Origin of the sequence: Mesorhizobium sp. M9A.F.Ca.ET.002.03.1.2 (genome assembly GCF_003952365.1) — a bacterium.
In the GTDB taxonomy this organism is placed as follows: domain Bacteria; phylum Pseudomonadota; class Alphaproteobacteria; order Rhizobiales; family Rhizobiaceae; genus Mesorhizobium.
Map to the genome: position 1 here is coordinate 3,800,191 of NZ_CP034443.1, position 24,695 is coordinate 3,824,885.

Sequence of the window (24,695 nt, forward strand, 5' to 3'; positions counted from 1 at the left end):
CCGCAGCGACACCAATTCCGCGACTAGATCGCCGCCGCCTTGATCCAAATCAAAGCTGCACGGTTTTGGATTGGGCAGCGTCGATCTCGAGAACGAATGGGAGGTTGCCATCAAGGACGAGAAAGAGCCGGGGTCGTCGCTGTTCGAGGCAGGCCGCGAGGATTCGGTGCAAGCTGGCCGATCCGGCAGAGAGGCGGCCCCAAGCGCGGTGATGAAGCGCGCACACAGGGAAAAACTGCAGCTCTGTGATGCTCTGGAGGAAATCGCCGACGCCTTGCCGAACGTCGACCGCCTGATGTGCCTGGGCACAGCCAACGCAATCATCCCGTTGTTGCGCAATAGTCATCAGTATGAGGAGACGATCATCTTCCCCGCCTATGAGGCCGCTGCAGGCAGCAGCAATGCCAACCTTGCCTCGATAAGGCGATTGCGCGCCGAACATGTCGAAGATGAATGCTTTGCCGGCGAGGTGACTGAAATCCTGCTGGCGATCGGCCATGGCGAGACAGTCGGGAATGCCGAAGCCGTCGGCTTCATGCTGCGCGGTTTTTTCGAAAGCATGCGTCGGCACATCGCGTTCGAACGTGAGCACGTCTTGCCGGCGATCGGGATCATCGATCAGGTCTAGGGCGGCGGACTTTCAAACCGCGCTCTATCTTTTTGTTTGAGCATCGGATTTTCCAAATCCGGTACCCACTTTTGGATCCGATGCCCTAGGCGCCGGAGCGTCGCTCCAGCCGGCTCAGGCTGTCGACCGTCACATGCCGGTTGTTCTCGATCCGGATCACGCCGTCCGTTCTCAGCCTGGTCATCTGGCGGCTCACCGTCTCGATCGTCAGGCCCAGGAAATCGGCAATGTCGGCGCGTGTCAGCGGCAAATCGAAGGTCGCCGACTTGGCGGTGGGGTCAACCGTGGGGTCGATATTCCTGGCGATCATCAGGAGAAAGCTCGCCACCTTTTCCGAAGCCGTCTTGCGTCCCAGCGTCACCATCCACTCGCGCGCTTCGTCGAGTTCGTTCAGCGTTTGCTTGAGCAGACGATGCTCGAGCTCCGGTGATTCCTTCATCATCCGGTCTATGGTCGCTTTCGGAAACGTGCACAGGGAAACGGCGGTCGCGGCCTCCGCATTGATCGCGCTTTCCACCTTGAACGGCCGTCCAAGAAAATCCGGCGCGAACTGTAGCCCGACGATCTGCTGGCGGCCATCCGAAAGGCTCTTTGTCAGCTTCACCACACCTGAAAGTACGTTCGAATAGCTGTCGACGGCCTCTGCGTCGCCTATCAGCTCCATCCCCGGCTCGATCTTGTGCCTCGACGAGGTCTTGGAGAGTCCGACCAGTTGGTCGGGATCGAGCGCACCGCAGACGCCGCGATGACGTGCTTCGCAAGACTGGCAAAGCACAGGAATGCCGGCGCTATGAACATCCTGCCGCACTGTCATCATCATTGTCCCGACGGAGCCAAAGTGCCGGCAAGATAGCATCGGCTGCTGAAAAATCGTTGCGGCAGTTTGTCCGCAGCTCTGCGCTTTGACCGAAATCAAGGCTTTGGCTCGCTAACGCGATCAAAGTTCCAACCATGCAAACACAGTGGATGGCGACATGCGACCGCAATTAGCTGCAAGGCTTGGCGAGAATGTCCCGCGCTACACCAGCTACCCGACTGCACCGCATTTCCATTCGGGCGTCGACGCCGCCGTTTACCGAGGCTGGTTGGAGGCGCTCGAAAACGGTGACGAGATTTCGCTGTACCTGCACATCCCTTACTGCGACAGGCTCTGCTGGTTCTGTGCATGCCATACCAAGCAGACGCGTCAGTATGGCCCGGTAACCGCATATCTCCGCTCGCTGCATGCTGAAATCGCGACGGTTGCCCGCTTCGTGAGCGGCAAGGGCCGTGTCCGCGCAGTCCATTTCGGTGGCGGCTCGCCGACCATGCTGAAGCCCGAGGATATGATGGCGCTGGGAACTGTCCTGCGGGACAGCTTCGATTTTCTTGCGGACGCCAAGGTCAGCGTCGAAATCGACCCCAATGACATGGATGAGGCACGCCTCGACGCACTCGCCGAAATCGGCATGACGCGGGCGAGCCTCGGCGTGCAGGATTTCGATCCGAAGGTGCAGAAGGCGATCAACCGCGAGCAGAGCTTTTTGCAGACCAAGGCGGTTGTCGACGGCGTTCGCTCACGCGGCGTAGGGTCCGTGAACCTCGATCTGCTTTACGGCCTGCCGCATCAGACCAGGGAGAGCGTCTGTTCCACCGTGGCGCAGGCGCTGACTCTGGAACCGGACCGGATGGCGCTTTTCGGCTACGCGCATGTGCCCTGGTTCAAGAAGCATCAGACGATGATCGACGAGGCATGGTTGCCGGGTCCGGCCGAACGGTTCGCGCAATCGCAAATCGCCGCCTGTCTGATGTTGAACGCGGGATACGAAGCCGTTGGCTTCGACCATTTCGCCAAGCCGGACGACGTGCTGGCAGTTGCATCCCGCGGTGGCGCCCTGCATCGCAACTTTCAGGGCTACACCGAGGATCGCTGCGAGACATTGATCGGACTTGGCCCTTCATCTATCGGCCGTTTTCGCCAGGGCTATGTACAGAACATGCCTTCGACCGCCGAATACGGACGCATGGTCGCAGATGGCGGGCTGGCCGCTGTCCGCGGCATCGCGTTCTCCGACGACGATCGCGTTCGCGGCTGGGTCATCGAGCGGCTGATGTGCGATTTCGCCTTTTCCGGCCGCGAGGCGATCGCCCGTTTTGGCGATGCGGCAGTGTCCGTGATTGGTGACGCGGTCGCCATTGCCCAAACCGATCAGGATGGGCTGTTTGAGCGTTCCGGTGATGTTTTCCTGGTGACCGACAGCGGCCGTCCGTTTGTCAGGTCGATCGCGGCCAGGTTCGATCATTATCTCGCGGCCGGCCAAGCCAGGCATTCGGCGGCTGTTTGAGCGCTTCTCCGATTCAGAAATGCTCCCCGGCCTTGAACGGGCCGATCCGGGTTCCGGCCGCGACCAGATAGGCGGTCGACCAGCCTATGAGCAGGAAGCCGTTCACGCCCTCGAGGGCCGCCAGCACGCGCCATGCATGAGCGGGTACGATGTCGCCATAGCCGACTGTCGAAAAGGTAATGGTCGAGAAGTACAGGGCGGTTTCGAAGTCGGCAAAGATATCGAGCAACAGGTAAAGCCCCGCCCAGAGCCAGACCTCCGTCGTCATGATGGCGAAGAGGCCCATCACCACGCTGATCATCGCGACCGCTCGGCTGCGCCGTCCATGCATGCGAAACCGCGCAACAAGATGGCCCATCACATGGGTGACGGCGATCAGGCCAAAGGTGTGGACCAGGACCGTCAGGCTTATGACCACGGTGCCGATGAGCAGATTGAGAACCATGCGCGGAAAGTATCGATCGCAACGCGCCTTTCCTTGCGCAAAATCAATCCGACCGGTGAACGCTGGGCAGCCACGCGGCTTTGGCAGACAACAGCCCGACGATCGGGATAAACATACATTGACAATATATCTTTTACGTGGGATGCCGGCTGATCTGCCGACCAGGACTTTCTTCGAAAGCAAGTTCATCGGTTGCTGTCGCAGGTTGACTGCAAGCACAACAGGAGCACGCACATGGCCGTGAATGATCGGAGCAGGAGAACGATCGTCATCGACGGGGCCCCGTTGCCGGACGTGCTTGACGAGACCATGGTCCGCTCTGTGGTTCACGGCTTCTATGACGAAATTCGCCGCGACGAACTTCTCGGCCCAATTTTCCACGACAGGATCGAGCCTAGCGACTGGCCGCGCCATCTGGCGAAGATGTGCGACTTCTGGTCCGCGACACTGCTGCGGACGTCCCGATATGAAGGTCGGCCATTGCCGCCACACCTGGTGATTCCCGGCCTTGGCGAGGCGCATTTCCGGCGTTGGCTGAAGCTGTTTCGCGCAACGGTGCGCCGCATCTGCCCGCCCGAGATTGCAGCGCTGTTCATGGATCGCGCGCTGCGCATCGCTCACAGTTTCCGCCTCGCGGTCGCCTTCAACCACGGCGAGACCACGATGGGCATAGAACCAATCGTCGAGAAAGACCTGTGATGCGGGAATAGGCTGGCCTCTGTAAAGGCGCCGTGATTCATCGGAGGAACCATTCGTGCGGCTGACCAACTTCTCGGACTACGCCTTGAGGATGCTGATGTACGCCGCCTCTGCCGACGACCGCCTGATCACGATCGAGGAGGTCGCACGCACTTTCAACGTGTCCAAGACGCACCTCAACAAGGTCGCCAATACCCTGACGCGCGGTGGCTACCTGAAAGCGGTCCGCGGCCGTTCGGGTGGGCTTACCCTCGGGCGTCGGCCCGAGATGATCCGCATAGGCGATATCGTGCGCCTAACCGAGCCGGATTTCGCGCTTGTGGAGTGCTTCGCCACTGGAAACCAATGCGTGGTCACCGGCTCCTGCAAGCTTTCAGGCATGTTTGGCGAAGCGATGATCGCCTTCCAGAGCGTCCTCGACGGTTATACTCTGGCCGATATCATCCTGATGCCCCACGACTTTCTCGGCGGGCCGCCTGCGCCCCGCGGCTCCGGCGTGGCGCTAAACCGTAGCTAAGGGGGCTCGACCTGCAACTTCAATGCCACGTGATCCACCCGCTGCCAATCCGCTTTCCTCGAATGGAGACGAGCCATGACTGAGCCGAAGAAGGACGATACGCCGATAACCAACCATTTCGAGTCGGGCATCGATCTGGACAATACCTTGCTCCCGATGCTGATCGGCGGGCTCGTTCTGATTGTCGTCGGGGCGATAGCGGTCATGACGTTTGTCTAGCCCGCGATCAGCCGCAATGCTTCGGGTTCGCAACGAGGGCGGCGTTGGGGAGCTATGATGACGCTTGCAATCGAGGAGGCTCGATCGTGAACGAGCGCGGTTCGATCGATCCCGACATGGTCGTCGACGAGATCATGCGGAAATGGCCGGCAACGGTGGTTGTGGTGCTGAGATACAGGATGCATTGTGTCGGTTGCCCGATCGGTACCTTCCATACCGTGGCTGAGGCGTGCCGCGAACATCTGATCAACGAGACGGATTTCCTGTTGGATCTGGAAACGGCTGTTCGAGCGGGCAGGTGACGGTCAGCCCTTGGTTCGGCTCTCCGAGAGCACCCAAGCCGATGCGCGTCCTTGACCGTGACTGAGCAAGCGGCTGTTGCCGATCGTCCGGTATGCACGAAGAACGAATGGGCCTCGGTTTCCTGCTCGAAGATCGCGGAGTCCTTGGCATAGCCAAGCGGATGTCCTGACGGCTTACGGTTCCGCATCTGTCGTGCGGAAGGCCTTCTTACCCAAGTTTGCGCCAGCGCAAATTCTCCCGGGGCAGATCAGGCTAAATGGCATGGAACGGCCAAATGCCGCGAAGACGAAACAAAGGACAAATCGATGAAGCTCTCTATCCTGGCTGCCGCAATCTCCATCCTCGCGCTCGCCGGCGGCGCAAGCGCTGAGGAGCATGTGGTGCAGATGCTCAACAAGGGCGAAAAAGGCGCGATGGTCTTCCAGCCGGCCTTCGTCCAGGCTGCGCCCGGTGACACCGTCAAGTTCGTACCGACCGACAAGACCCACGACGCCCAGTCGATCAAGGGCATGATCCCGGATGGCGCAGAACCGTTCAAGGGAAAAACGAACGAGGAAATCACCGTCACGCTGACCCAGGAGGGTGTCTACGGCGTCAAATGCGCGCCTCACTACGGCATGGGCATGGTCGCGCTGATCGCTGTCGGCAAGCCGGTCAACCTCGATGCGGCCACGGCGGTCAAGCATACCGGGAAAGCAAAGAAGGTGTTCGCGGATCTGCTCAGCCAGGTTCCGGCCAACTGATCAGTCACCGATATAGCCATGCCTGCCAGATGTACGGGCAGGTTGGGGTCGGACGGACCGAGGGGCGGCGGTTCATCCGGCCCTTTTTCATTTGGAGACACAAATCATGGGAATTCCACGTCTTCGGGCCTACTCCGGGCCTGCGTTTCTTTCTTACGGATTCAGGCCGTTCTTTTTCCTCGGGGCGCTTCAGGCCGGGCTCTCCGTCGTGCTTTGGCTGCCAATTTATGCGGGTGAACTCGATGCTCACAGTGCGCTTGTTCCGGTCGATTGGCATGTGCACGAGATGCTGTTCGGCTATCTGCCGGCGATCGTTACCGGGTTCCTGCTGACCGCGATCCCGAACTGGACCGGCCGGCTGCCCGTGCAAGGTCCACCATTGCTGGCACTGGTTGTTCTCTGGATTGCCGGACGCGCCGCCGCCTTCTTCTCGGCGGATATCGGCTGGGCAGCAGCCGCTGTGATCGACGTGGCGTTTCTGCTTGCGGTCACGGCTGCGGCGGCCCGCGAAATCGTCGCGGGAAGGAACTGGCGCAATCTCAAAGTGTTGCTGCCGCTCGCCGTTCTGGCCTGCGCCAACGGTGCGTTCCACGTGGAGGCGCATCTGCAGGGCATATCGGACATCAGCCGCAGGCTCGGCATTGCCGCGGCGATCATCCTCATCTCGCTCATCGGCGGGCGCATCATTCCAAGCTTCACGCGCAACTGGCTCGTCCGCGAAAACCCGGGCAGGCTTCCGGCGCCCTTCGATCGTTTTGACATGGCGTCGATCGCCGTCTCCATCGCCGCGCTGGGAGCATGGACGGTCATCCCGGACAGCAATATCTCCGGATTGCTCATGGCGATCGCCGCAATCTGCCAGGCATGGCGTTTGTCGCGCTGGGCGGGAGAGCGCACCACGCGGGATCCGCTCGTGCTCGTGCTCCATGTCGCATACGCCTTTGTGCCGGTCGGTCTTGCCTTGGTCTCGGCGTCGATATTCTTTCCCGACGCGGTGCCCGCGGCGGCGGGATTCCACGCCCTTGGCGCCGGCGCGATCGGCTCGATGACGCTCGCCGTAATGGCTCGCGCAACGCTCGGACACACGGGGCGCGAGCTCAAGGCAAGAAGAGGAACGTTGTTTGTCTTCGCGGCCATCCTTCTCGCGGGATCGTCGAGAACCCTGGGCGCCTTCGTCCCTTATGACGCGGTGATCCATCTGGCCGGCGCTGCATGGGTGGCGGCATTTGCCGGGTTCATCCTGGTCTATGGAACCGCGTTGATGACGCCAAGGGCGCGGTGAGGCGGGTGGGTGCAGACCGGTGCGGCCACGATCGAAAGGCGCGGGGGGCCGCTACCTATTTGTCAGATGATCCCCAGGCGGCTGAGGATCCTTTTCGCCCACCCCGGTCGGTCCCGCACCAACCTGAACCCCAGATTGTCGGGAGGCGTCCCAACGGCGCAGCCTCCGCTTTTGCCGTCACTGACGAAGTTCGACATGTAGGTTCGGTGAAATCCCTCGACGACATGGACGCCGCAATTGTCGATGGAATGCGCAACACCAATTCCATCTGCCGCGAACGTCGCGCGGACATAGCATGTCGATGTCCACTCCCAGACGTTGCCGGAAAGATCGGCGAGGCCCCGGGAATTCACGCCGAAGGAGCCTCGGCTCCTCGGCAAGGGGTCCGGCCTGCGATTGAGTGCGACCTCGGCCTTGTAGCTGGTAAGCCAACGCCTGGCGGGGTTGTTGGCGTCGTCTTCCACCCCCTCGAATTCGCCCGTGAAGCGCTCCGCCGCGGCAAACGCCCACTCCTCGTCGGATGGCAGCCGCCAGTGATCGCCGGTCGCCTCCGAATACCACCGCGCGTAGGCGTCGGCATCGAAATAGCTCACTCCGGTTACGGGAGCATCGTCCGGGATCGCGCGTGCCTCCTGTGGCGGTTGGCATCCGCCGGCCGCCACGCAGTCCGCGTAGTCGGCCGCGCTGACCTGATAGGTCATGATCTCTAGAGGCTTGTTGAACTCCCGCTTAAGGTGGGGATTGCGTTGCGGTCGCCCGTCCTTCAGGAACTCGCCCGGCACGGGATAGACGATCGAACCGGGAAGCAGGGAAACGGTCATGGCCGCGGGGTAGGACTGTCGATGTCCACCCCAATCGCCGACGGCTTGTATCGACAAGCCCACCGGAACCGCTGCGGCCGCCATGGCGACGGATGCAAACCTTGGGACGTGGAGCGGCATGGCATTTGTCCATGCCCGGACAGCGACGCTGTCCGGGCGATTGCGACATCGTCAGTTCGTGGCGACGGGTTTCGGGGCCTCGACCTGCGTCATCAGGTCGTCATTCCACTCGCCCTCGACCATGAAATGAGCCGTCGCTCCGAGTTCCACGGCCTCGATCAGATTGTGGTTGACGTAGGCGTAGACGCCCGGCTGCAGGAAGGTGTAGAGCGCCGCGCCCGCCGATCCGCCGCGAATGAACCAGGTTTCCAGATCCTTGGCCGGCGGGTTGGCGAATTTGCCCTGTTCCCAGACGTAGTCGCCGTGTCCTCCGATCAGGTGCGGGCGCGTATCGCGATTGGCCTGCGAATGGACGATCAACACCGTTTCGCCGACTTTCGCCTTCATCGCGTTGTCGCCGGTCAACGACCCGGCCTTGCCGTTGAACACCACATGCGTCGGAATCAGTCCGCGCATCACTCTTATCACGTCGTCGTAACCGTCGCCGGCCGTTTCATAGCTCTTGAAGTTGCCCTTCTCATCACGCGGGATGTAGAAGTCGTTCTCGCCGATATAGAAGATATTGTCGTATTTGACCGGCTTGCCCTCGTCGTTCTTCAGGCCATCTCGCGGCAGGACCATGATCGCGCCGCTCATGCCGGATACGACATGCCAGGGGATCATCGAGCCGCCGGGCGCGCAGTGATAGACGAACGTTCCCGTTCGGGTTGCCTTGAAGCGCAGGGTCACCTGTTCGCCGGGATTGACCAGCGTGAGTTCGCCGCCGCCCAGCGCTCCGGTTGCGGCATGGAAATCGATGTTGTGGGCGAGCGTGTTGGTATCCGGATTGATGAGCGTCAGTTCGACGTAATCGTCCTGGTGCACAACCATCAGCGGGCCGGGAACCGAGCCGTTGTAGGTCATCGCATTGAGCGTCGTGCCGTCGGCGTCGATGACAACAGGCTTCTCTTCGATCGTCATGGTGAATTCGACGATCTTCGGGCCTCCCTTGGCAACCTGATCGTGCGGATGGACGAACGGCGGCGCCACGAGCTTGATCCTCTCGCGGGCAAGCGTGCCGATGTCCGCCTGGGCGGCCGTTGCGGAAAATGCGGGCATCGCCGCCACGGCGGCCGCGCCAATCGCTGCGCCGAAGAGGGCTTCGCGTCGCGTGAGCATTTTAGTCTCCTATCTCTCAATCGTTGCTGATGAGAGGAAACTACCGGACGTGAGGCGCCTTTTCTTTGCGCTGGCGCAAATTGGATGAAGGCGTGTCGCAGGACGGCGGGCGCCGTTCGAACTTGCGCCGCGCTTTTGTGGGGTTCCAGGCGCGTAGCGAGTTTCGGGAACCACTAAGTATTTGTTTTTTCTGGTCGGAGTGGCAGGATTTGAACCTGCGACCCCATCGTCCCGAACGATGTGCGCTACCAGGCTGCGCTACACTCCGTGACCAGACCGCGGGCTTATAGCCGCCGCACTTCGTTCCTGCAAGCGTCAATGGCGGTGCTATTGTCGCATTTCTTGCGCTTTCGCCTTAAGGTCATACAGGTTTCAGTTTCCCGAGGGATAAACACGGCTTAAAGGCTCGTGTAATACGCGTCGGCCACCTGCCTTGAAACACTCTGGTTCCAGTCACTTGGAGTTGCTGTCTTGCCCCTGAAGATCGTTAGCGAAGCCCGTCCCAACACCTTCGAGTTCGAAACCTCGGCGCTGATCAAGCCGTCCGGCTTTCGTGAGTATGATGCGCGCTGGTGGTTCGGCCACCCGGCCTCGGCGGAGCCGCCGGAGCTCAACCTGATCGGTGTCCAGGCGCTCGGCATGGGGCTCGGCACGCTGATCCGGCGCCTGGGCGCCGGGCCGGATATCGTGACCGGACATGATTTCCGTTCCTATTCACTGGCGATCAAGCTGGCGCTGGTTTCCGGACTGATGGCCGCCGGCGCGCGGGTTAGAGATATCGGGCTGGCGCTGTCGCCGATGGCCTATTTCGCCCAGTTCGCGCTCGACGCGCCGTCCGTCGCCATGGTCACCGCTTCGCACAACGAGAACGGCTGGAGCGGCGTCAAGATGGGGGCTGCGCGTCCCCTGACCTTCGGTCCGGAGGAAATGAGCGCATTGAAGACGATCGTGCTTGCGGGCGACTTCGATCTTGTCGGCGGCGGCTCGTATGACTTCGTTCCGGATTTCCGCAAAACCTACCTGGACGACCTGACCCGGGACAAGCGCATATCGAGGAAGCTCAAGGTGGTCGCCGCTTGTGGCAACGGCACCGCCGGGGCCTTTGCGCCTGAGGCGCTGGAACGGATCGGTTGCGAGGTGATCCCGCTGGATGTCGAGCTCGATCATACGTTTCCGAACTACAATCCCAACCCCGAAGACATGAAGATGCTGCACGCGATTCGCGACAAGGTGCTGGAAACAGGGGCCGATGTCGGACTTGGCTTCGACGGCGACGGCGACCGCTGCGGCGTAGTCGACAATGAAGGCAACGAGATCTTCGCCGACAAGGTCGGCGTCATGCTCGCGCGCGACATCGTGCGCCTTTATCCGGGTTCGACCTTCGTCGTCGACGTCAAGTCGACCGGATTGTTCAACACCGATGCCGCGTTGCGCGCCGATGGCGCCGTCACCGACTACTGGAAGACCGGCCACTCCTATATAAAGCGGCGCGTGGCCGAACTCGGCGCCATCGCCGGTTTCGAGAAATCCGGTCATTTCTTCTTCAACCCGCCGATCGGGCGCGGCTATGACGATGGTCTCATCACAGCCATCGCTATCTGCCAGATGCTCGATCGCAGCCCGACGAGCAGCATGGCCGATCTCTATCGCGACCTGCCGCTGACCTTCGGCACGCCGACCATGTCACCGCACTGCGCCGACGAGCTGAAATATGGCGTCGTCGAGCGTGTCGTGTCCGACTTCCAGGCGATGAAGCAGGACGGCGCCATCTTCGCCGGCCAGAAGATCGCCGAGCTGATCACCGTCAACGGCGTTCGCGTCGTTGCAGAGGACGGCACCTGGGGTCTGGTGCGGGCGTCATCGAACAAGCCGGAGCTTGTCGTGGTGGTGGAAAGCCCAGTGTCGTCCGAGCGGCGCCGGCAAATGTTCGAAGCCGTCGATGCGGTGCTGCGCCGCAGCCCGGAGGTCGGCGCCTACAACCAGACTTTCTAGATTCGCCTTTCGTCGCATCGCGACGAAAGGCATAAGAGAGGCGGACCCCAGCATCTGCCGTGTTCCGCCTCCGGATTCCATCGACCCATACACCCAAGTGAACTCAGGTGGCTGACTGCACAAGCACGTTCCAGTCGAACGCCCGTGCCCAGTCGGCAAAACTGTGCCAGCGGACCTCCTGGAAATCCCTGTGCAAGGCAGCGATATCGACGTCGTAGCCGACGCGGTCGAACCACTCGAACATGAGTGCTGCATCCTCGCTCTGCTGGCGGGCCGCGGCGATCGGGATTTCGTGGTAGCCGATCGGGCGGCCAATGGCTTGCGACAGGATCTTCGCCTGGTCTTCGCCGGACAATTCGTCCCCGGCGAAATCGAAACGCTTGCCGAACACGCGCTCGCGCCGCTCGGCCAGGGCGGCAACGAAGGCTCCGATGTCGGCCAGGGCGACCAGCTGGAGGACACGTTTGGCAGGCATCGCAAAGGCATGCGTGCCTTGGCTGAGCGTGCCGATCGACCACGGCGCGACGACATTCTCCATGAAGGCAACCGGTGCGCTGATCGTGTAGGGGATGCCGAGCCGCTCGACATGCTGCTCGACGAGATATTTGCTTTCGAAATGCGGGATGCCGGTCTTCTTGTCGGCATCGGCAACGGATGAATAGATCAGATGCCCGACCCCGGCAGTCTTCGCCGCATCGGCGGCAAGGATCCCCTGGCGGGTTTCCTCTGCCATGCCAGCCTCGTAGCTATTGCCCATCAGGAACATGGTATCGACGTCACTTGCCGCCTCCACGACGGAAGCCGAGTCACCGAGATCGCCGGCTACGATTTCAGCACCCGCCGACACCAGCTGCCGTGCGCCATCGCTGTCCGGCTTGCGGGTCAGTGCCTTGACGCGATGTCCCTTCGACAGCAGGGCGCGCGCAACCGCGCCGCCTTGCTGGCCGGTGGCACCGGTAACCAGAACGCTTTGTTTGGTTGTCATATGTTTGCTCCTTCTTTTTCAGGTGGAGCAAAATTAGGGTCTGTCACATTGATGCGTAATTGCCTATAATTGGAAAACTTTGTCCCATATTTGGATACAATGCTCGATCTCAACGATATCGTCGTGTTCGCTCGCGTCGTCGAGGCCGGCAGCTTCACCGCTGCCGCGCGCCTGCTCGCCATGCCGAAGACAACGGTCAGTCGGCGCGTTGCCGCACTCGAACGCGAGGTCGGGGTTCGCCTCCTGCAGCGCACGACACGCAGCCTCAACATGACGGACGCTGGGCGCCTCTATTACGAGCAGAGCAGCCAGGCGCTGCGGACGCTCGAGGACGCAAATCTGCGCCTCGCCGAAGCAAGAGCGGAGCCATCGGGCACGATCCGCATTTCGGCTCCCGTCGGGTTCGGCGGCTATTTCCTTACCCAGGCCGTGGTCGACTTTCTTGCGATGTATCCGAAAACCAAGGTCGAGCTACGCCTGACCGACGACCAGCTCAATCTGGTCGAGGACGGCATAGACCTCGCTTTCCGCACCGGGGTCCTTCAGGATTCCACGCTGATTGCCCGCAAACTTGGCCCTACGCACAGGCTGCTCTGCGCCAGCCCGGACTATCTCGCAAGGCACGGGATGCCGGAAAGCCTGGCGGATCTCACGCACCACCAGTGCGTCATCGCCGGCCCTTCGACCTCGGGCGCTCATTGGGTGCTGGACGGGCCGCACGGCCAGGAAACGGCCACGGTGGCTGGGCGTTTTGCCGCCAATGAAATGCAGGCGGTCGTTGCGGCGGCGGTCACTGGTTTCGGCGTCGCCCAATTGCCCCACAGCATCGCCGAAGCGCTCATCAACGAGGGGCGGCTGCGCCGCGTTCTTCCGGACTACACGACACCGGCGGGCGGGCTGCATGTCCTCTATCCGAGCAGCCGGCATCTTTCGCCCATCGTCAAGGCCTTCATCGAGCTGGCGGCCGAGCGGATTTCCAATCGGGTAAACACCGCTTGAAGGCATGCGTGGTACCCAATCCACCCACGTCTGGGCCTCAGTACGGGCTCGCCACGTCGCCGGTCTCGACATACACCGACTTCAACTGCGAATAGAGCGCCAGCGCGGCAAGCGAGTTCTCCCGCCCGATGCCCGACTGCTTGAAGCCGCCGAACGGGATCTCGACCGGCGTCAGATTGTAGGCGTTGATCCAGCAGGTGCCGGCCTGCAACTCGGCGATGACGCGGTGCGCGCGCGGCAAATCGCGCGTGAAGACGCCCGCGGCAAGGCCGAATTCCGTGTCGTTGGCGCGGTCGATCACCTCGTCCTCGCCGTGGAATTTCAGCACGCTCATCACCGGCCCGAAAATCTCCTCGCGCGCGATGCGCATGGTGTCAGTGACACCGGTGAAGACCGTCGGCTCGACAAAGAAGCCGCCTTGGAAACCCTGCAACGAAGGCACGTTGCCGCCGCAGGCGAGCACGGCACCATCCTGCTTGCCGGCCTCGATATAGCCAATGACCTTTTCATGCTGCGCCTTGTTGACCAGCGGCCCCATCTGCGTTTCCGGGTCGAGCGGATCGCCGATGCGGATCTTCTTCGTCCGCTCGACGAGCCGTTCGACGAAGCGGTCATGGATGCCTTTCTGTACGAACACCCGCGTGCCGTTGGAGCAGATCTGGCCGGTGGAGTAAAAGTTGCCGAGCATGGCGCCGCCAATGGCGTTTTCCAGATCGGCATCGTCGAAGACGATCAGCGGCGACTTGCCGCCGAGCTCCATGGTGGCGTGCTTCATCTTCGAGCCGGCGAGCGACAGCACCTTGCGGCCGGTCGGCACCGAGCCGGTCACCGAGACTTTGGCGACGACATCGTGCCCGACGAGGCCGGCGCCGACATCACCATAGCCTTGCACCACGTTGAACAGGCCGTCGGGCAGGCCGGCCTCGGTGTAGATTTCGGCCAGCGCCAGCGCCGACAGCGGCGTGTTCTCCGACGGCTTGAACACCATGGCGTTGCCCATGGCGAGCGCTGGTGCCGATTTCCAGCCGGCGATCTGGATCGGGTAGTTCCAGGCGCCGATGCCGACGCAGACGCCGAGTGCCTCGCGCCGCGTGTAGGCAAAGGGTCCGCCGAGGTCGACGGCCTCGCCATTGTAGGCAGCGACCGCGCCACCGAAATATTCCAGGCAATCCGCGGCCGACGGCGCATCCGCCACCAGCGTCTCCTGGATCGCCTTGCCGGTATCCAGCGTCTCGATTCGCGCCAGGTCGGCGTTGCGCGCGCGCAATATGTCGGCGGCGCGGCGCAGGATGCGTCCGCGCTCCACCGGCTTCAGCCGCGCCCAGGCTGGCTGCGCGGTGCGCGCGGCCTCGATCGCGAGTTCCAGCACGTTCGGCGTCGCCGAACGCAGCATGGCGATGGTCTCGCCGGTTGCCGGATAGATGACCGGCAGCGGCGCACCCTGCTCGTCGTCGATGTAGCGTCCGTTGACATAGTGCGATGCCGTTGGCTGGGCGCGCATGGTTGTCTCCAATTTTCTTTCGCGGCATGCGGACGTTTTATCCGGCCAACATGGCCTATCTGTCCGACGCCTGCCAGCGCGGATTGATCCATGGCTCCTGGTTGGACGGCGCCAGCGGCGTGCGGCCGAGAATGTGGTCGGCGGCCTTTTCGCCGGTCATGATCGACGGCGCGTTGAGATTGCCGTTGGTGACGCGCGGGAAGATCGAGGAATCGGCGACCCGCAATCCCTCGACGCCGATGACACGGCATTCCGGGTCGACGACGCTCATCGGATCATCGGTGCGGCCTATCCTGCAGGTGCCGCAAGGGTGGTAGGCACTTTCGGCGTGATCGCGGATGAAGGCATCGAGATCGTCGTCCGACTGCACGTGCGAGCCCGGCGAGATCTCCTTGCCGCGATAAGGGTCGAATGCCGACTGGCCGAAGATCTCGCGCGTCAGCCGGATGCAGTGGCGGAACTCGGTCCAGTCGTCCGGATGCGACATGTAGTTGAAGCGGATCACCGGCTTCAACTTGGGATCGGGCGAGCGCAGCGTGACGGAACCCCGCGACTTCGATCGCATCGGCCCGACATGCGCCTGGAAACCGTGCGCCTTCGCCGCCGCCTTGCCGTCATAGCGGACCGCCGCCGGGATGAAGTGATACTGGATGTCGGGATAGTCGACACCGGCGCGCGAGCGCACGAAGGCCGCCGCCTCGAAATGGTTGGTCGCGCCGAGACCCGACTTGAAGAACAGCCACTGCGCGCCGATCATTGCCTTGGAGAAGGGATTCAGCACCGAATTCAGCGTGATCGGCTGCGTTGATTCCTGCTGGATATAAAGCTCCAAATGGTCCTGCAGGTTGCGGCCGACGCCGAGCCGGTCGGCGATCACCTGGATGCCGTGTTCCCTGAGATGTTCGGCCGGGCCGATGCCGGACAGCATCAGGATCTTGGGCGAATTGATCGAGGATGCGGCAACGATCACTTCACGTCGCGCCTTGACCACCTGAATCCGTTTGCGCGCTTCGATCTCGACACCGGTGGCGCGTTGATTCTCGATGATCACCCGCCGGGCGAAACCCTTGACCAGGCTCACATTTTTCCGCCTGAGCGCCGGCCGGAGATAGGCGCTTGCCGCCGACCAGCGGCGGCCGCCGCGAATGGTCTGCTCCATCGGCCCGAAACCTTCCTGCTTCGCGCCGTTGTAGTCGTCGGTCAGCTCGAAACCGGCCTGACGGCCTGCCTCGACGAAGGCGCCGTAGAGCGGATTGGTCCGCGAGCCACGCTGCACGGTCAGCGGGCCGCCGTGGCCGCGCCAGCCATTCTCGCCGCCGTTGGCGTCCTCCATGCGCTTGAAGTAGGGCAGCACGTCGGCGAAGCTCCAGCCGGCCGCGCCCTGTTCGGCCCAATGGTCGAAATCGCGGGCGTGGCCGCGTACATAGACCATGCCGTTGATCGAGGACGAGCCGCCGATGACCTTGCCGCGCGGCGTCGCCAGTACGCGGCCGCCGAGATGCGGCTCCGGCGCGCTGGCAAATCCCCAGTCGTAGAGGCTCATGTTGAGCGGGATCGACAGCGCCGACGGCATCTGGATCAGCGGCCCGATGTCGCTGCCGCCAAATTCGATGACGATCACCGAATGCTTGCCGTCCTCCGAAAGCCGGTAGGCCATGGCCGAGCCGGCCGAGCCGGAGCCGATGATGACGAAATCCGCTTCAAGCATGGTTCATATGCGCCATAAAGTCGGCGAGCGAGACGTTGCCGCCGGTAGCCACAACAAGGACGGTCTTGCCGGCCAAGTCCACCTTGCCGCCGAGCAGCGCTGCCAGCGACGCCGCGCCCGAAGGCTCAAGCACCAGCTTCATCCGTTCGAAGGCGATCCGCATTGCCCGCCGCACCGAAGCGTCATCGACGGTGACGCCGCGAACACCAGCTGTCTTGACCGCCGCGAACGGCGCTTCACCCGGCTTGCGTGCCATCAGGCCGTCGCAGATCGATTTCGGCCCGATCGGCATCGTCTCGATGGCGCCGTGCCTGAGCGAAGAACCCATGCCATCGAACCCTTCCGGCTCGACGCCGATGATTTCAGTCGCCGGCGAGAGATAGTGGAAGGCAAGCGAGACGCCGCCGATCAGGCCGCCGCCGCCGACCGCGCAGAACAGCAGGTCGGCTTGCGCGCCCTTGGCTGCCAACTGGTCGAGCGCCTCAAGCCCAGCGCCGGCCTGGCCGGCGACGATCTCCGGATCGTCGAAAGGATGCAGCAGGGTGAGTTTCTCGGTCTCGGCGATCTCACGCGCTCGTACGGCCGCGACTTCCTCACGCGCACGCTCGCCATGGTCGGTCAGCACGACACGCGCGCCATAGCCTGCTGTGGCGTCGCGTTTGGCGGCAGGTGCATCGATCGGCATGACGATGGTGACGGGGATGCCGAGCGCCTGGCCGGCCGCGGCCAGCCCTTGCGCGAAATTGCCGGAGGAATAGGCGACGACGCCTGTCCTCGCCTCTTCGGGCGACAGCCGCTTCAATCGCCAATAGGCGCCGCGCACCTTGAAGGAGCCGGCCCATTGCAGCGACTCCGGCTTGACGAAGACGCGGGCGGCGCCCGTCTCCGCGGCGAGTGCCGCCGATTCCAGCAGCGGCGTGATCTGCGTCGCCTTGCCGGTGACGGCATAGGCCTGCCTGAGGTGGTCGAGGGAGGGGACGAAGGTTGTCATCATTCGCCTCGCGGATACCGCTTGCTCTCTTCGAGATTGTCAAGGTTCATGTGGTTGCGCATGTAGCGTTCCGAAGCCTTCTGCAGCGGCTGGAATTCCCAGGGGTAGTGGGTGCCGTTACGCAGCGCCGGATAGACCACCCAGCGGCGCGCCTGGCTGACGCGCACGGCGGCGTCGAAGGCGGCCATGTCCCAGCGCGCCCGGACCTTGTCGCTGAACGCTGCCAGCAGCGAGGCATGCGCCGGATCGGCGGCGAGATTGGTCAGCTCCCGCGGATCCGATTCAAGATCAAACAGTTGCGGCGGATCGATCTCGCAATGGATGAATTTGTAGCGGCCCTCGCGGATCGCCACCATCGGCGCGTTGGAGCCTTCCGCCGCATATTCCATCAGCACCGGTGCGGTGCGGGTCTTCCCGTCGAGCAGCGGCAGCAGAGACTGGCCGTCGGTCCACGGCGCAATCGCGCTCATATCGATGCCGGCGAGGTCGCAAAGCGTCGGCGTCACGTCGAGATTGGAGACCGGCGCGTCGATCAGGGCGGCTGGGACGTCCTTTCCGGCGATCATCAGCGGCACCCGCGCCGAGCCTTCGAAAAAGCACATCTTGAACCACAGACCGCGCTCGCCGAGCATGTCGCCGTGATCCGAGCAGAACAGGATGATCGTGTCGTCGAGCATTCGCGTGCGCTCGAGCACCGACAGCAATTCGCCGACCTTGTCGTCGAGATAGGAGATGTTGGCGAAATAGCCGCGCCTTGCGCGGCGAGTCTGCTCCGGGGTGATATCGAAACTGTCGTAGTCGCTGGCCCGGTAGAGCCGCTGCGAATGCGGGTCCTGTTCGTCATAAGGGATGAAGCCCACTTCAGGCTCGAGCGCCGGGCAGTTCTCGTAAAGATCCCAATAGCGCCGCCGGGCGACATAGGGATCGTGCGGATGGGTGAAGGAAACGGTCAGGCACCAGGGCCGGCGCGCCGCATCGTCGGAAACGCGGGCGAAATCATAGAGCTTCTGCGCCGCGTGGAAGGCGACCTCGTCGTCATACTCCATCTGGTTGGTGATCTCGGCGACGCCGGCGCCAGCCACGGAACCGAGATTGTGATACCACCAGTCGATCCGCTCGCCGGGCTTGCGATAATCCGGCGTCCAGCCGAAATCGGCGGGATAGATGTCGGTGGTCAGCCGTTCCTCGAAGCCGTGCAACTGGTCCGGCCCGACGAAATGCATCTTGCCGGAGAGACAGGTGTGGTAGCCGGCGGCGCGCAGATGATGCGCGTAGGTCGGGATCGACGAGGCGAATTCGGCGGCATTGTCATAGACCTCGGTGCGCGACGGCAACTGGCCGCTCATGAACGAGGCGCGGCCCGGCGCGCAGAGCGGCGAGGCGGTGTAGTTGTTGCAAAAGCGCGCCGAGCGGGCGGCGAGCGCCTTCAGATGCGGCGCATGCAGGAAGTCAGCCGGTCCATCCGGAAACAACGTTCCGTTGAGCTGATCGACCATGATGATCAGGATATTGGGTCGCTTGGTCGTCACTGTGCGTTCCGCCGGCTCAGTTTGGTTTCGAGATAATCCTCGATCAGTGCGATCGCGGTCGCGGCATTGGGCACGCCGTCCTTCAGCGCGCGCCTAATATAGAGCCCGTCGATCAGCGCAGCCGTCGCCTCGGCGACGCGGTCGGCTTCGCTTCTCGGCAGGATACCGGTCAGTCCGCTCAACAGATTGGAATGCAGGCGCCTCGCATAGACCTTGAGCAGCCGGCGCAGCGCCGGCGATTTCTGCGCCTCGACATAGAAGGCGAGCCAGGCGGCGATGGTTTCGGCCTGGAACTGGACGTCGGAGAAATTGACGGCGACCACGGCCGAAACGCGCTGGCGTGCCGTGCTGGTCGATCGAAGCGCCCGCCGCATGTCGGCGGTCAGCTCGGCCAGGATGTGCCGCATCGTCGCCAGCAAAAGCTCGTCCTTGGCGCCGAAATAGTGATGGGCAAGCGCCGAGGACACGCCGGCGCGCCCGGCGATTTCCGACATCGTCACGTCAAGCGAACCGCGCTCGCCGATCGCCGAGATCGTCGCGTCGATGAGCGCCCTGCGGCGCAATGGCTCCATTCCGACTTTCGGCATTCTTGCTCCGGCCTTTTGCAACGAGCTTATTTTTTATTGACGGATCAATCAACAAAAATCCGGCTCGATTTTGGTGCCGAGACCATTCGGTCAACATCAAGCGTTCCAACATCAAGTGACCCTCAGCGAGCTGGGCGCAGCGGACATTAGAGTCTTTTAAAGGGAGGCAACGCGTGGGAGATTGCCGTTCGGCATGGCTCTGCTGAACGGCCTTTTGGCGGACAAAGCTGCCGTTCGCTACGTGGACGAGCAGGCAGCTATCGCTTTATCATCCAGACGATTGCCGTCTTGTACCCGGCGTTCTCAAGGACCGGAGGCACTTTCATCGCGATGTCGACCCCGCCGTAAATCTTTGCAGCCAGATCCCTCCGAGATCCACGTCGCCACGATTCTGCGCAACACCCAAGCAATTCAGTCCTTCAAGCCACACGGCCATAAACCTTCGGACCCGAGCAATGAGAAACGGGGAAATCGTCATAGCCTGGGCCTTTCGCCGCCATGCTACCATGTTACGGGGCAGGGAAGCTGATAGGTACCGGGCCGGCCGTCTGGTCGCTCATCCCGCTGCCGGCTCATAGCCGTACGCTTCACCCCGGCGCACCACGCGACCGATTCCCGGCCAGCCAAGGTGCGCGCCGGCGATCCACGTTCCCGCCTCGGCCGCGTCACGAAAAACCTTTAAGCGGGTTGCGCGTGCCGTCGCCTGATCGTCGTCATAGCCCCAACTGAACGTGGGATTGCCGAACTGCAAAGCCGGCACATGAACGACGTCCCCGAAGAACAGGAAACTGTCCTCGCCGGTGTCAAACGTGTAGCCGGTATGACCGGGAGCATGACCCGGCAAGGCGACGGCCTTCAATCGCTCGGCCACCTGGTCACCATTCCGGACAGGCCTAAGCAGCGGCCGGAACTGCGCGAGGTGCGCCTTGGCGAAGAAGCTCTCCACAGCTGCCTCGGGAATCACGATCGTCCTCAAGTTCGGAAACAGCACGCGGCCATCGGGGGTCAAAAGCCCGTACACATGATCCTGATGGGTGTGGGTGAGCGCCAGGGTCTTGATCGAAGCCGGGTCGATACTGGCCTCCGCCATGGTTTGCTCAAGACGCCCCACTGTGGAGGCCCAGCCTCCTCCTCCGCTGTCGATCAGAACGCCGTCAACGCCAGGACCTGCAAGGGCGAAGCAATTGACTGACAGGCGAAGCGGCCCTGCCTCCGCAGCTTGTGGAACGGGGTTATTCTGCGAGTCCCGCAAAAGGTCCGCCGGCATCTCGATGTAGCCGTCCGAGAGCGACCAGATGCGCCATGCTCCAGACGTACCGCTGAGAACGTTGTCGCTGTGGGATGTCACGATCACTGGGCTACCTCCCGGAAGTGTATTTTCTGCCTTCGCTGCCTTCGCAGTTGCGGGTGAACCTGCAACTGTGCCGCTAACCATAGACAAGGCCACTGCGCCAAAGAGGTCGCGTCGGGACATACCGCTCTTCACACGCATGGCATTTCCCTGAAACTGGTCCGCGCTAGGCACGACCATAAGACCGACACACGTGCACCGCCGCTTGACATCTCTCAAGGGCTGCCGAGAAAATCCAAAGAGGCTTGGCACCGTGAAGCTCTGGGGTCGGCCGGTGACAAGGAGATTTCCGCTGTCGAACCAAATGACGGTTTCGCCGGTAGCAGACCCGCTGATCCTGGCCGCTGCGGCGCGCGGTGTTCAACGTGCGATCACCGCAGCCGGCGTCAATTCGCATCGTGTCCTCGAACTTGCAGGCGTCGATCCGGCCAGGATCGCCGATCCCTTGCTGCGTCTCGAGCTCGGGGATTTTTGCCGGTTGTTCGACGTCGCAGCCCGCGAGACCGGTGACGATTTTTTCGGCGCACGTTTTGGACAGGCGTTGATGACGCCGCAGCACTTCAACGCGGTTAGCAAGCTGGTGGTCAGTGCCTCGACGGTTTGCGATGCTCTTGCGGCGCTTGCGGAGAATTACCGCTGGATCCAGGAAAACTCGAGGCTGCAATTCACTGTCCATCGGGGTTTCGCTTCGCTGGAATATCAGATCTGTGACGCCCGCATCTTGCACAAGCATCAGGACGCCGAGTTGACCATCGCTGCCCTCTGCGGCCTCATTCGGCACTTTCTCGGTTCCGCATGGCAGCCATCTGAAACGCATTTCGAACATGGGCGGGGCGGCTTGCGAAGGGACTACCAAAGAGTTTTTGGAGAGACCGTCTTCGATCAGAATACAAATGCAATTCTGATCGATTCGGCGTTGCTCGACCGGCCAATGCCCCAACAAAATGCGCGCGCCTTCGCCGAGTTTCGCGCCTTAATCCGCCACCAGCTCGCTTCTATGGACCGTGAAGTCGACCTGCGCAGCAACCGGGACAGCCGGCTGAGTCTGCTCGCACATATGATCGAAAGCCAGTACAAGGTTGGCGATGCATCCATCGGTGCTGTGGCCAAGCGCGTTGGCCTCACGGTGCATGGTCTTCGCAGGCAACTGAAGGACTGCGGCGTGGCCTATGACGAGCTCGTCCTGACCGTGCGGCAGACCGCGGCGAGACGCTACGTGGAGAACTCCGATTACGATTTGACGACCATCGCGCTCATGCTCGGCTATTCGGAGCTCAGCGCCTTCAGTCGGGCGTTCAAACGCTGGCACGGCCAAAGCCCGAGCGCGCTGCGAAGTCATGCTGCCGGTCGTTAACGCATGCAACCGGGCATGGATTGTGTGCGCCAGGCACTTCACGAAGCCTGGAAAACGGTTCATACATGAACAATATAACAGGGATCGTACCGCGACGGACGTGCTAGTCTTCGCGGAGAACGGAGATGACCATGACAGCATGCATCGTCGGCTGGGCGCATTCGCGCTTCGGCAAGCTCGAAGGCGAGACACTGGAGTGCCTGATCACCAAGGTTGCGACCGACGCGCTCGACCACGCCGGCATCGGTCCGGACGAGGTCGACGAGATCGTGCTCGGCCACTTCAATGCCGGCTTTTCCGCGCAGGATTTCACCGCAAGCCTGGTCCTGCAGGCCGACGACCGGCTGCGTTTCAAGCCGGCGACGCGCGTCGAAAACGCCTGCGCCACCGGCTCGGCCGCAGTCAGGCAAGGCATCCGCGCCATCGACGCCAATGCGGCGCGCATCGTGCTGGTGGTCGGTGCCGAGCAGATGACGACGACGCCTGGTCCCGAAATCGGCAAGAACCTTCTCAAGGCCTCGTATCTGCCGGAAGAAGGCGACACGCCGGCCGGCTTCGCCGGCGTCTTCGGCAAGATCGCGCAGGCCTATTTCCAGCGCTACGGCGACCAGTCCGACGCGCTGGCGATGATCGCCGCCAAGAACCACAAGAACGGCGTCGACAATCCCTACGCTCAGATGCGCAAGGATTTCGGCTACGAGTTCTGCCGGCACGAAAGCGAGAAGAACCCCTTCGTCGCCGGCCCTTTGAAGCGCACCGACTGTTCGCTGGTGTCGGACGGCGCCGCCGCCCTTGTCCTTGCCGACACGGCGACGGCGCTGAAGATGCGCCGCGCGGTCGCCTTCCGCGCCAACGAGCATGTGCAGGATTTCCTGCCGATGTCGAAGCGCGACATCTTGGCGTTCGAAGGCTGCGAGCATGCCTGGAACCAGGCTCTGAAGAAGGCCGGTGTGACGCTCGACGATCTGTCCTTCGTCGAGACGCATGACTGCTTCACTATCGCCGAGCTGATCGAATATGAGGCGATGGGCCTGGCGAAACCGGGCGAGGGCGCAAAACTGGCGCTGGACGGCGAGACGGCGAAGGACGGCCGGCTGCCGGTCAATCCGTCCGGCGGGCTGAAGGCCAAGGGCCACCCGATCGGCGCTACCGGCGTGTCAATGCACGTGCTGAGCGCCATGCAGCTTGTCGGCGAGGCCGGCGGCATCCAGGTGCCGGGAGCAAAGCTTGGCGGCATCTTCAACATGGGGGGTGCCGCGGTCGCCAACTACGTTTCCATTCTCGATCGGATCAGATAGAAACCGGCCCGCATTACAGCGCCGCGCACCTTTCCGGCGCGCAAAGGACGCTGGAACATTTTGATTTTGCGCATGACCTCGAAAGTCCGATTTCCGATTTTCGAGGTCATGCGCGAGTGGGGAATTCATGGCAAATCCGGTTCTGGTCGAAGTCTTGCGCGGCGCGGTGGTCGAGAGCGCCCATCGTGGCGCCGTTGCGGTTTTCGACGCCGACGGCAAGCCGTTGCTGGAGATCGGCGATACGGCACGCCCCGTGTTCCCGCGCTCGGCGGTCAAAGCGATCCAGGCGCTGCCGCTGGTCGAGAGCGGCGCCGCCGATGCCTATGGCTTCGGCGATCGGGAATTGGCGCTTGCCTGCGCCTCGCATTCCGGCGAACCCGCGCATGTCGAACTGGCGCGCGCGATGCTGGCGAAAGCCGGCCTCGACCGGACCGCGTTGGAGTGCGGCGCGCATTGGCCGTCGAGCCACGACGCGACGGTTGCGCTCGCCCGCGCCGGAGGCTTGCCGAACGCGCTGCACAACAATTGTTCGGGCAAGCATGCGGGCTTCCTCTGCACCTGCGTCCACGCCGGCATCGCCCATCGCGGCTATGTCAAATCAGGCCATGCCTCGCAAGAGATGGTGCGCGACGCGATGCAAGCGGTGACGGGTGCCGTCCATGACGCCGGTCATTGCGGCACCGACGGCTGCTCGATCCCAACCTATGCCGTGCCGCTGCGCAGCTTCGCGCTCGGCTTTGCCCGCATGGCGACCGGCGTCGGTTTTGAGCCCGTGCGCGCCAAGGCCGCGAAGCGGCTGCTTTCCGCCTGCATGGCCGAGCCCTTTTTTGTCGCCGGCACTGGCCGAACCGATGTCGCGCTGATGGAGGCCGCGCCCGGCCGGATTTTTGTCAAGGGGGGAGCTGAAGGCGTCTATTGCGCCGCACTTCCGGAGCTTGGCCTCGGCATTGCGCTGAAATGCGATGACGGCGCCGGCCGCGCGGCCGAATCCATGGTTGCCGCGGTCATTGCCAAGCTGCTGCATGCGGACGAGGTCCTGGCCGCGAAGCTGCTCGAACTGGCAAACGCGCCCATCGAAAGCCGGATCGGCACCAAGGTCGGCGCTGTCAGGCCCACTGCCGCACTGGGTTGAGAACGAGCT

The 24,695-nt window shown here is 62.6% G+C and carries 24 protein-coding genes and 1 tRNA gene; 13 read left to right on the forward strand and 12 right to left on the reverse strand.

Translation table 11 applies throughout. The features are described from left to right. Nucleotides 1-211: 211 nt before the first annotated feature. On the forward strand, nt 212-628 hold the full coding sequence (locus EJ066_RS18195) for a hemerythrin domain-containing protein (protein ID WP_126043951.1): 417 nt from the start codon (nt 212-214) through the stop codon (nt 626-628). An 85-nt stretch (nt 629-713) separates the two neighbouring features. Here EJ066_RS18195 and EJ066_RS18200 read toward each other — a convergent pair whose 3' ends face one another. Further along, entirely contained in the window at nt 714-1,442 is a 729-nt protein-coding gene (locus tag EJ066_RS18200) for a Crp/Fnr family transcriptional regulator (protein ID WP_126040280.1), read from the reverse strand. 160 nt (nt 1,443-1,602) lie between these two features. Between EJ066_RS18200 and hemN the strand changes: the two genes are divergently transcribed. Beyond that, nucleotides 1,603-2,952, forward strand: a complete 1,350-nt coding sequence (hemN, locus tag EJ066_RS18205) for an oxygen-independent coproporphyrinogen III oxidase (RefSeq protein WP_126040282.1) — start codon at nt 1,603-1,605, stop codon at nt 2,950-2,952. Nucleotides 2,953-2,965: 13 nt separating this feature from the next. Here the strand turns inward: hemN and EJ066_RS18210 are convergent, their stop codons facing one another. Continuing rightward, nucleotides 2,966-3,397 carry a potassium channel family protein gene (locus tag EJ066_RS18210; RefSeq protein ID WP_126040285.1) on the reverse strand — a complete coding sequence of 144 codons (432 nt, stop codon included), beginning with the start codon at nt 3,395-3,397 and terminating at the stop codon, nt 2,966-2,968. A gap of 234 nt (nt 3,398-3,631) precedes the next feature. On the opposite strand from EJ066_RS18210, the gene EJ066_RS18215 reads away from it, so the two are divergent. From EJ066_RS18215 to EJ066_RS18235, 6 genes are all read left to right on the forward strand, one after another. Then, entirely contained in the window at nt 3,632-4,096 is a 465-nt protein-coding gene (locus EJ066_RS18215; protein ID WP_126040288.1) for a group III truncated hemoglobin, read from the forward strand. 55 nt (nt 4,097-4,151) lie between these two features. Beyond that, entirely contained in the window at nt 4,152-4,613 is a 462-nt protein-coding gene (locus EJ066_RS18220) for an Rrf2 family transcriptional regulator (protein WP_126040290.1), read from the forward strand. A gap of 75 nt (nt 4,614-4,688) precedes the next feature. Then, a complete protein-coding gene (locus tag EJ066_RS31450) occupies nt 4,689-4,832 on the forward strand; it encodes a hypothetical protein (protein ID WP_189644302.1) in 144 nt (47 codons plus the stop codon). 86 nt (nt 4,833-4,918) lie between these two features. Then, nucleotides 4,919-5,134 (forward strand): DUF1858 domain-containing protein, encoded by a 216-nt coding sequence (locus EJ066_RS18225; protein WP_126040292.1) that lies wholly within the window; start codon nt 4,919-4,921, stop codon nt 5,132-5,134. A 306-nt stretch (nt 5,135-5,440) separates the two neighbouring features. Next, the gene (locus tag EJ066_RS18230) at nt 5,441-5,878 is read left to right on the forward strand and encodes a pseudoazurin (RefSeq protein WP_126040294.1); all 438 of its coding nucleotides are present in this window, start codon (nt 5,441-5,443) and stop codon (nt 5,876-5,878) included. Between the two features lie 106 nt (nt 5,879-5,984). Beyond that, complete coding sequence (locus EJ066_RS18235; protein WP_126040296.1) at nt 5,985-7,160, forward strand: NnrS family protein; 1,176 nt, start codon at nt 5,985-5,987, stop codon at nt 7,158-7,160. A 62-nt stretch (nt 7,161-7,222) separates the two neighbouring features. Here EJ066_RS18235 and EJ066_RS18240 read toward each other — a convergent pair whose 3' ends face one another. The 3 genes from EJ066_RS18240 to EJ066_RS18250 all read right to left on the reverse strand — a co-directional run bounded on the left by EJ066_RS18240 (nt 7,223) and on the right by EJ066_RS18250 (nt 9,527). Continuing rightward, entirely contained in the window at nt 7,223-8,065 is an 843-nt protein-coding gene (locus EJ066_RS18240) for an SUMF1/EgtB/PvdO family nonheme iron enzyme (protein ID WP_245454937.1), read from the reverse strand. Between the two features lie 87 nt (nt 8,066-8,152). Next, on the reverse strand, nt 8,153-9,259 hold the full coding sequence (gene nirK / locus EJ066_RS18245; protein WP_126040300.1) for a copper-containing nitrite reductase: 1,107 nt from the start codon (nt 9,257-9,259) through the stop codon (nt 8,153-8,155). Nucleotides 9,260-9,450: 191 nt separating this feature from the next. After that, a tRNA-Pro gene (locus EJ066_RS18250) sits at nt 9,451-9,527 on the reverse strand. Nucleotides 9,528-9,730: 203 nt separating this feature from the next. Here EJ066_RS18250 and EJ066_RS18255 point away from each other — a divergent pair. Next, a complete protein-coding gene (locus EJ066_RS18255) occupies nt 9,731-11,251 on the forward strand; it encodes a phosphomannomutase/phosphoglucomutase (RefSeq protein WP_126040302.1) in 1,521 nt (506 codons plus the stop codon). A gap of 103 nt (nt 11,252-11,354) precedes the next feature. Here EJ066_RS18255 and EJ066_RS18260 read toward each other — a convergent pair whose 3' ends face one another. Continuing rightward, nucleotides 11,355-12,236, reverse strand: coding sequence for an NmrA/HSCARG family protein (locus EJ066_RS18260; RefSeq protein ID WP_126040304.1), 882 nt, complete (start codon nt 12,234-12,236; stop codon nt 11,355-11,357). A gap of 99 nt (nt 12,237-12,335) precedes the next feature. Here EJ066_RS18260 and EJ066_RS18265 point away from each other — a divergent pair, with 99 nt between their 5' ends. Then, nucleotides 12,336-13,235, forward strand: coding sequence for a LysR family transcriptional regulator (locus EJ066_RS18265; RefSeq protein ID WP_126040306.1), 900 nt, complete (start codon nt 12,336-12,338; stop codon nt 13,233-13,235). Between the two features lie 37 nt (nt 13,236-13,272). Here EJ066_RS18265 and betB read toward each other — a convergent pair whose 3' ends face one another. The 6 genes from betB to EJ066_RS18295 form a co-directional block, all read right to left on the reverse strand. Continuing rightward, nucleotides 13,273-14,736: a betaine-aldehyde dehydrogenase gene (gene betB, locus EJ066_RS18270; RefSeq protein ID WP_126040308.1), complete on the reverse strand. Its 1,464-nt coding sequence runs from the start codon at nt 14,734-14,736 to the stop codon at nt 13,273-13,275. Between the two features lie 55 nt (nt 14,737-14,791). Beyond that, nucleotides 14,792-16,444, reverse strand: a complete 1,653-nt coding sequence (betA, locus tag EJ066_RS18275; protein WP_126040310.1) for a choline dehydrogenase — start codon at nt 16,442-16,444, stop codon at nt 14,792-14,794. After that, nucleotides 16,437-17,438, reverse strand: a complete 1,002-nt coding sequence (locus tag EJ066_RS18280; RefSeq protein WP_126040312.1) for a threonine/serine dehydratase — start codon at nt 17,436-17,438, stop codon at nt 16,437-16,439. Before EJ066_RS18280 ends, betA begins: the two co-directional genes overlap by 8 nt. Next, nucleotides 17,435-18,964, reverse strand: coding sequence for a choline-sulfatase (gene betC / locus EJ066_RS18285; RefSeq protein WP_126040314.1), 1,530 nt, complete (start codon nt 18,962-18,964; stop codon nt 17,435-17,437). Before betC ends, EJ066_RS18280 begins: the two co-directional genes overlap by 4 nt. Beyond that, nucleotides 18,961-19,551, reverse strand: a complete 591-nt coding sequence (gene betI, locus EJ066_RS18290; RefSeq protein ID WP_126040316.1) for a transcriptional regulator BetI — start codon at nt 19,549-19,551, stop codon at nt 18,961-18,963. Before betI ends, betC begins: the two co-directional genes overlap by 4 nt. Nucleotides 19,552-20,107: 556 nt before the next feature. Beyond that, nucleotides 20,108-20,905, reverse strand: coding sequence for an MBL fold metallo-hydrolase (locus EJ066_RS18295; protein WP_189644303.1), 798 nt, complete (start codon nt 20,903-20,905; stop codon nt 20,108-20,110). Between the two features lie 250 nt (nt 20,906-21,155). Here EJ066_RS18295 and EJ066_RS18300 point away from each other — a divergent pair, with 250 nt between their 5' ends. From EJ066_RS18300 to EJ066_RS18310, 3 genes are all read left to right on the forward strand, one after another. Then, the gene (locus tag EJ066_RS18300; RefSeq protein WP_126040321.1) at nt 21,156-22,256 is read left to right on the forward strand and encodes an AraC family transcriptional regulator; all 1,101 of its coding nucleotides are present in this window, start codon (nt 21,156-21,158) and stop codon (nt 22,254-22,256) included. A gap of 131 nt (nt 22,257-22,387) precedes the next feature. Then, the gene (locus EJ066_RS18305; RefSeq protein ID WP_126043952.1) at nt 22,388-23,554 is read left to right on the forward strand and encodes an acetyl-CoA acetyltransferase; all 1,167 of its coding nucleotides are present in this window, start codon (nt 22,388-22,390) and stop codon (nt 23,552-23,554) included. Between the two features lie 127 nt (nt 23,555-23,681). After that, the gene (locus tag EJ066_RS18310) at nt 23,682-24,686 is read left to right on the forward strand and encodes an asparaginase (RefSeq protein WP_126040323.1); all 1,005 of its coding nucleotides are present in this window, start codon (nt 23,682-23,684) and stop codon (nt 24,684-24,686) included. The last annotated feature ends 9 nt before the right edge of the window (nt 24,687-24,695 follow it).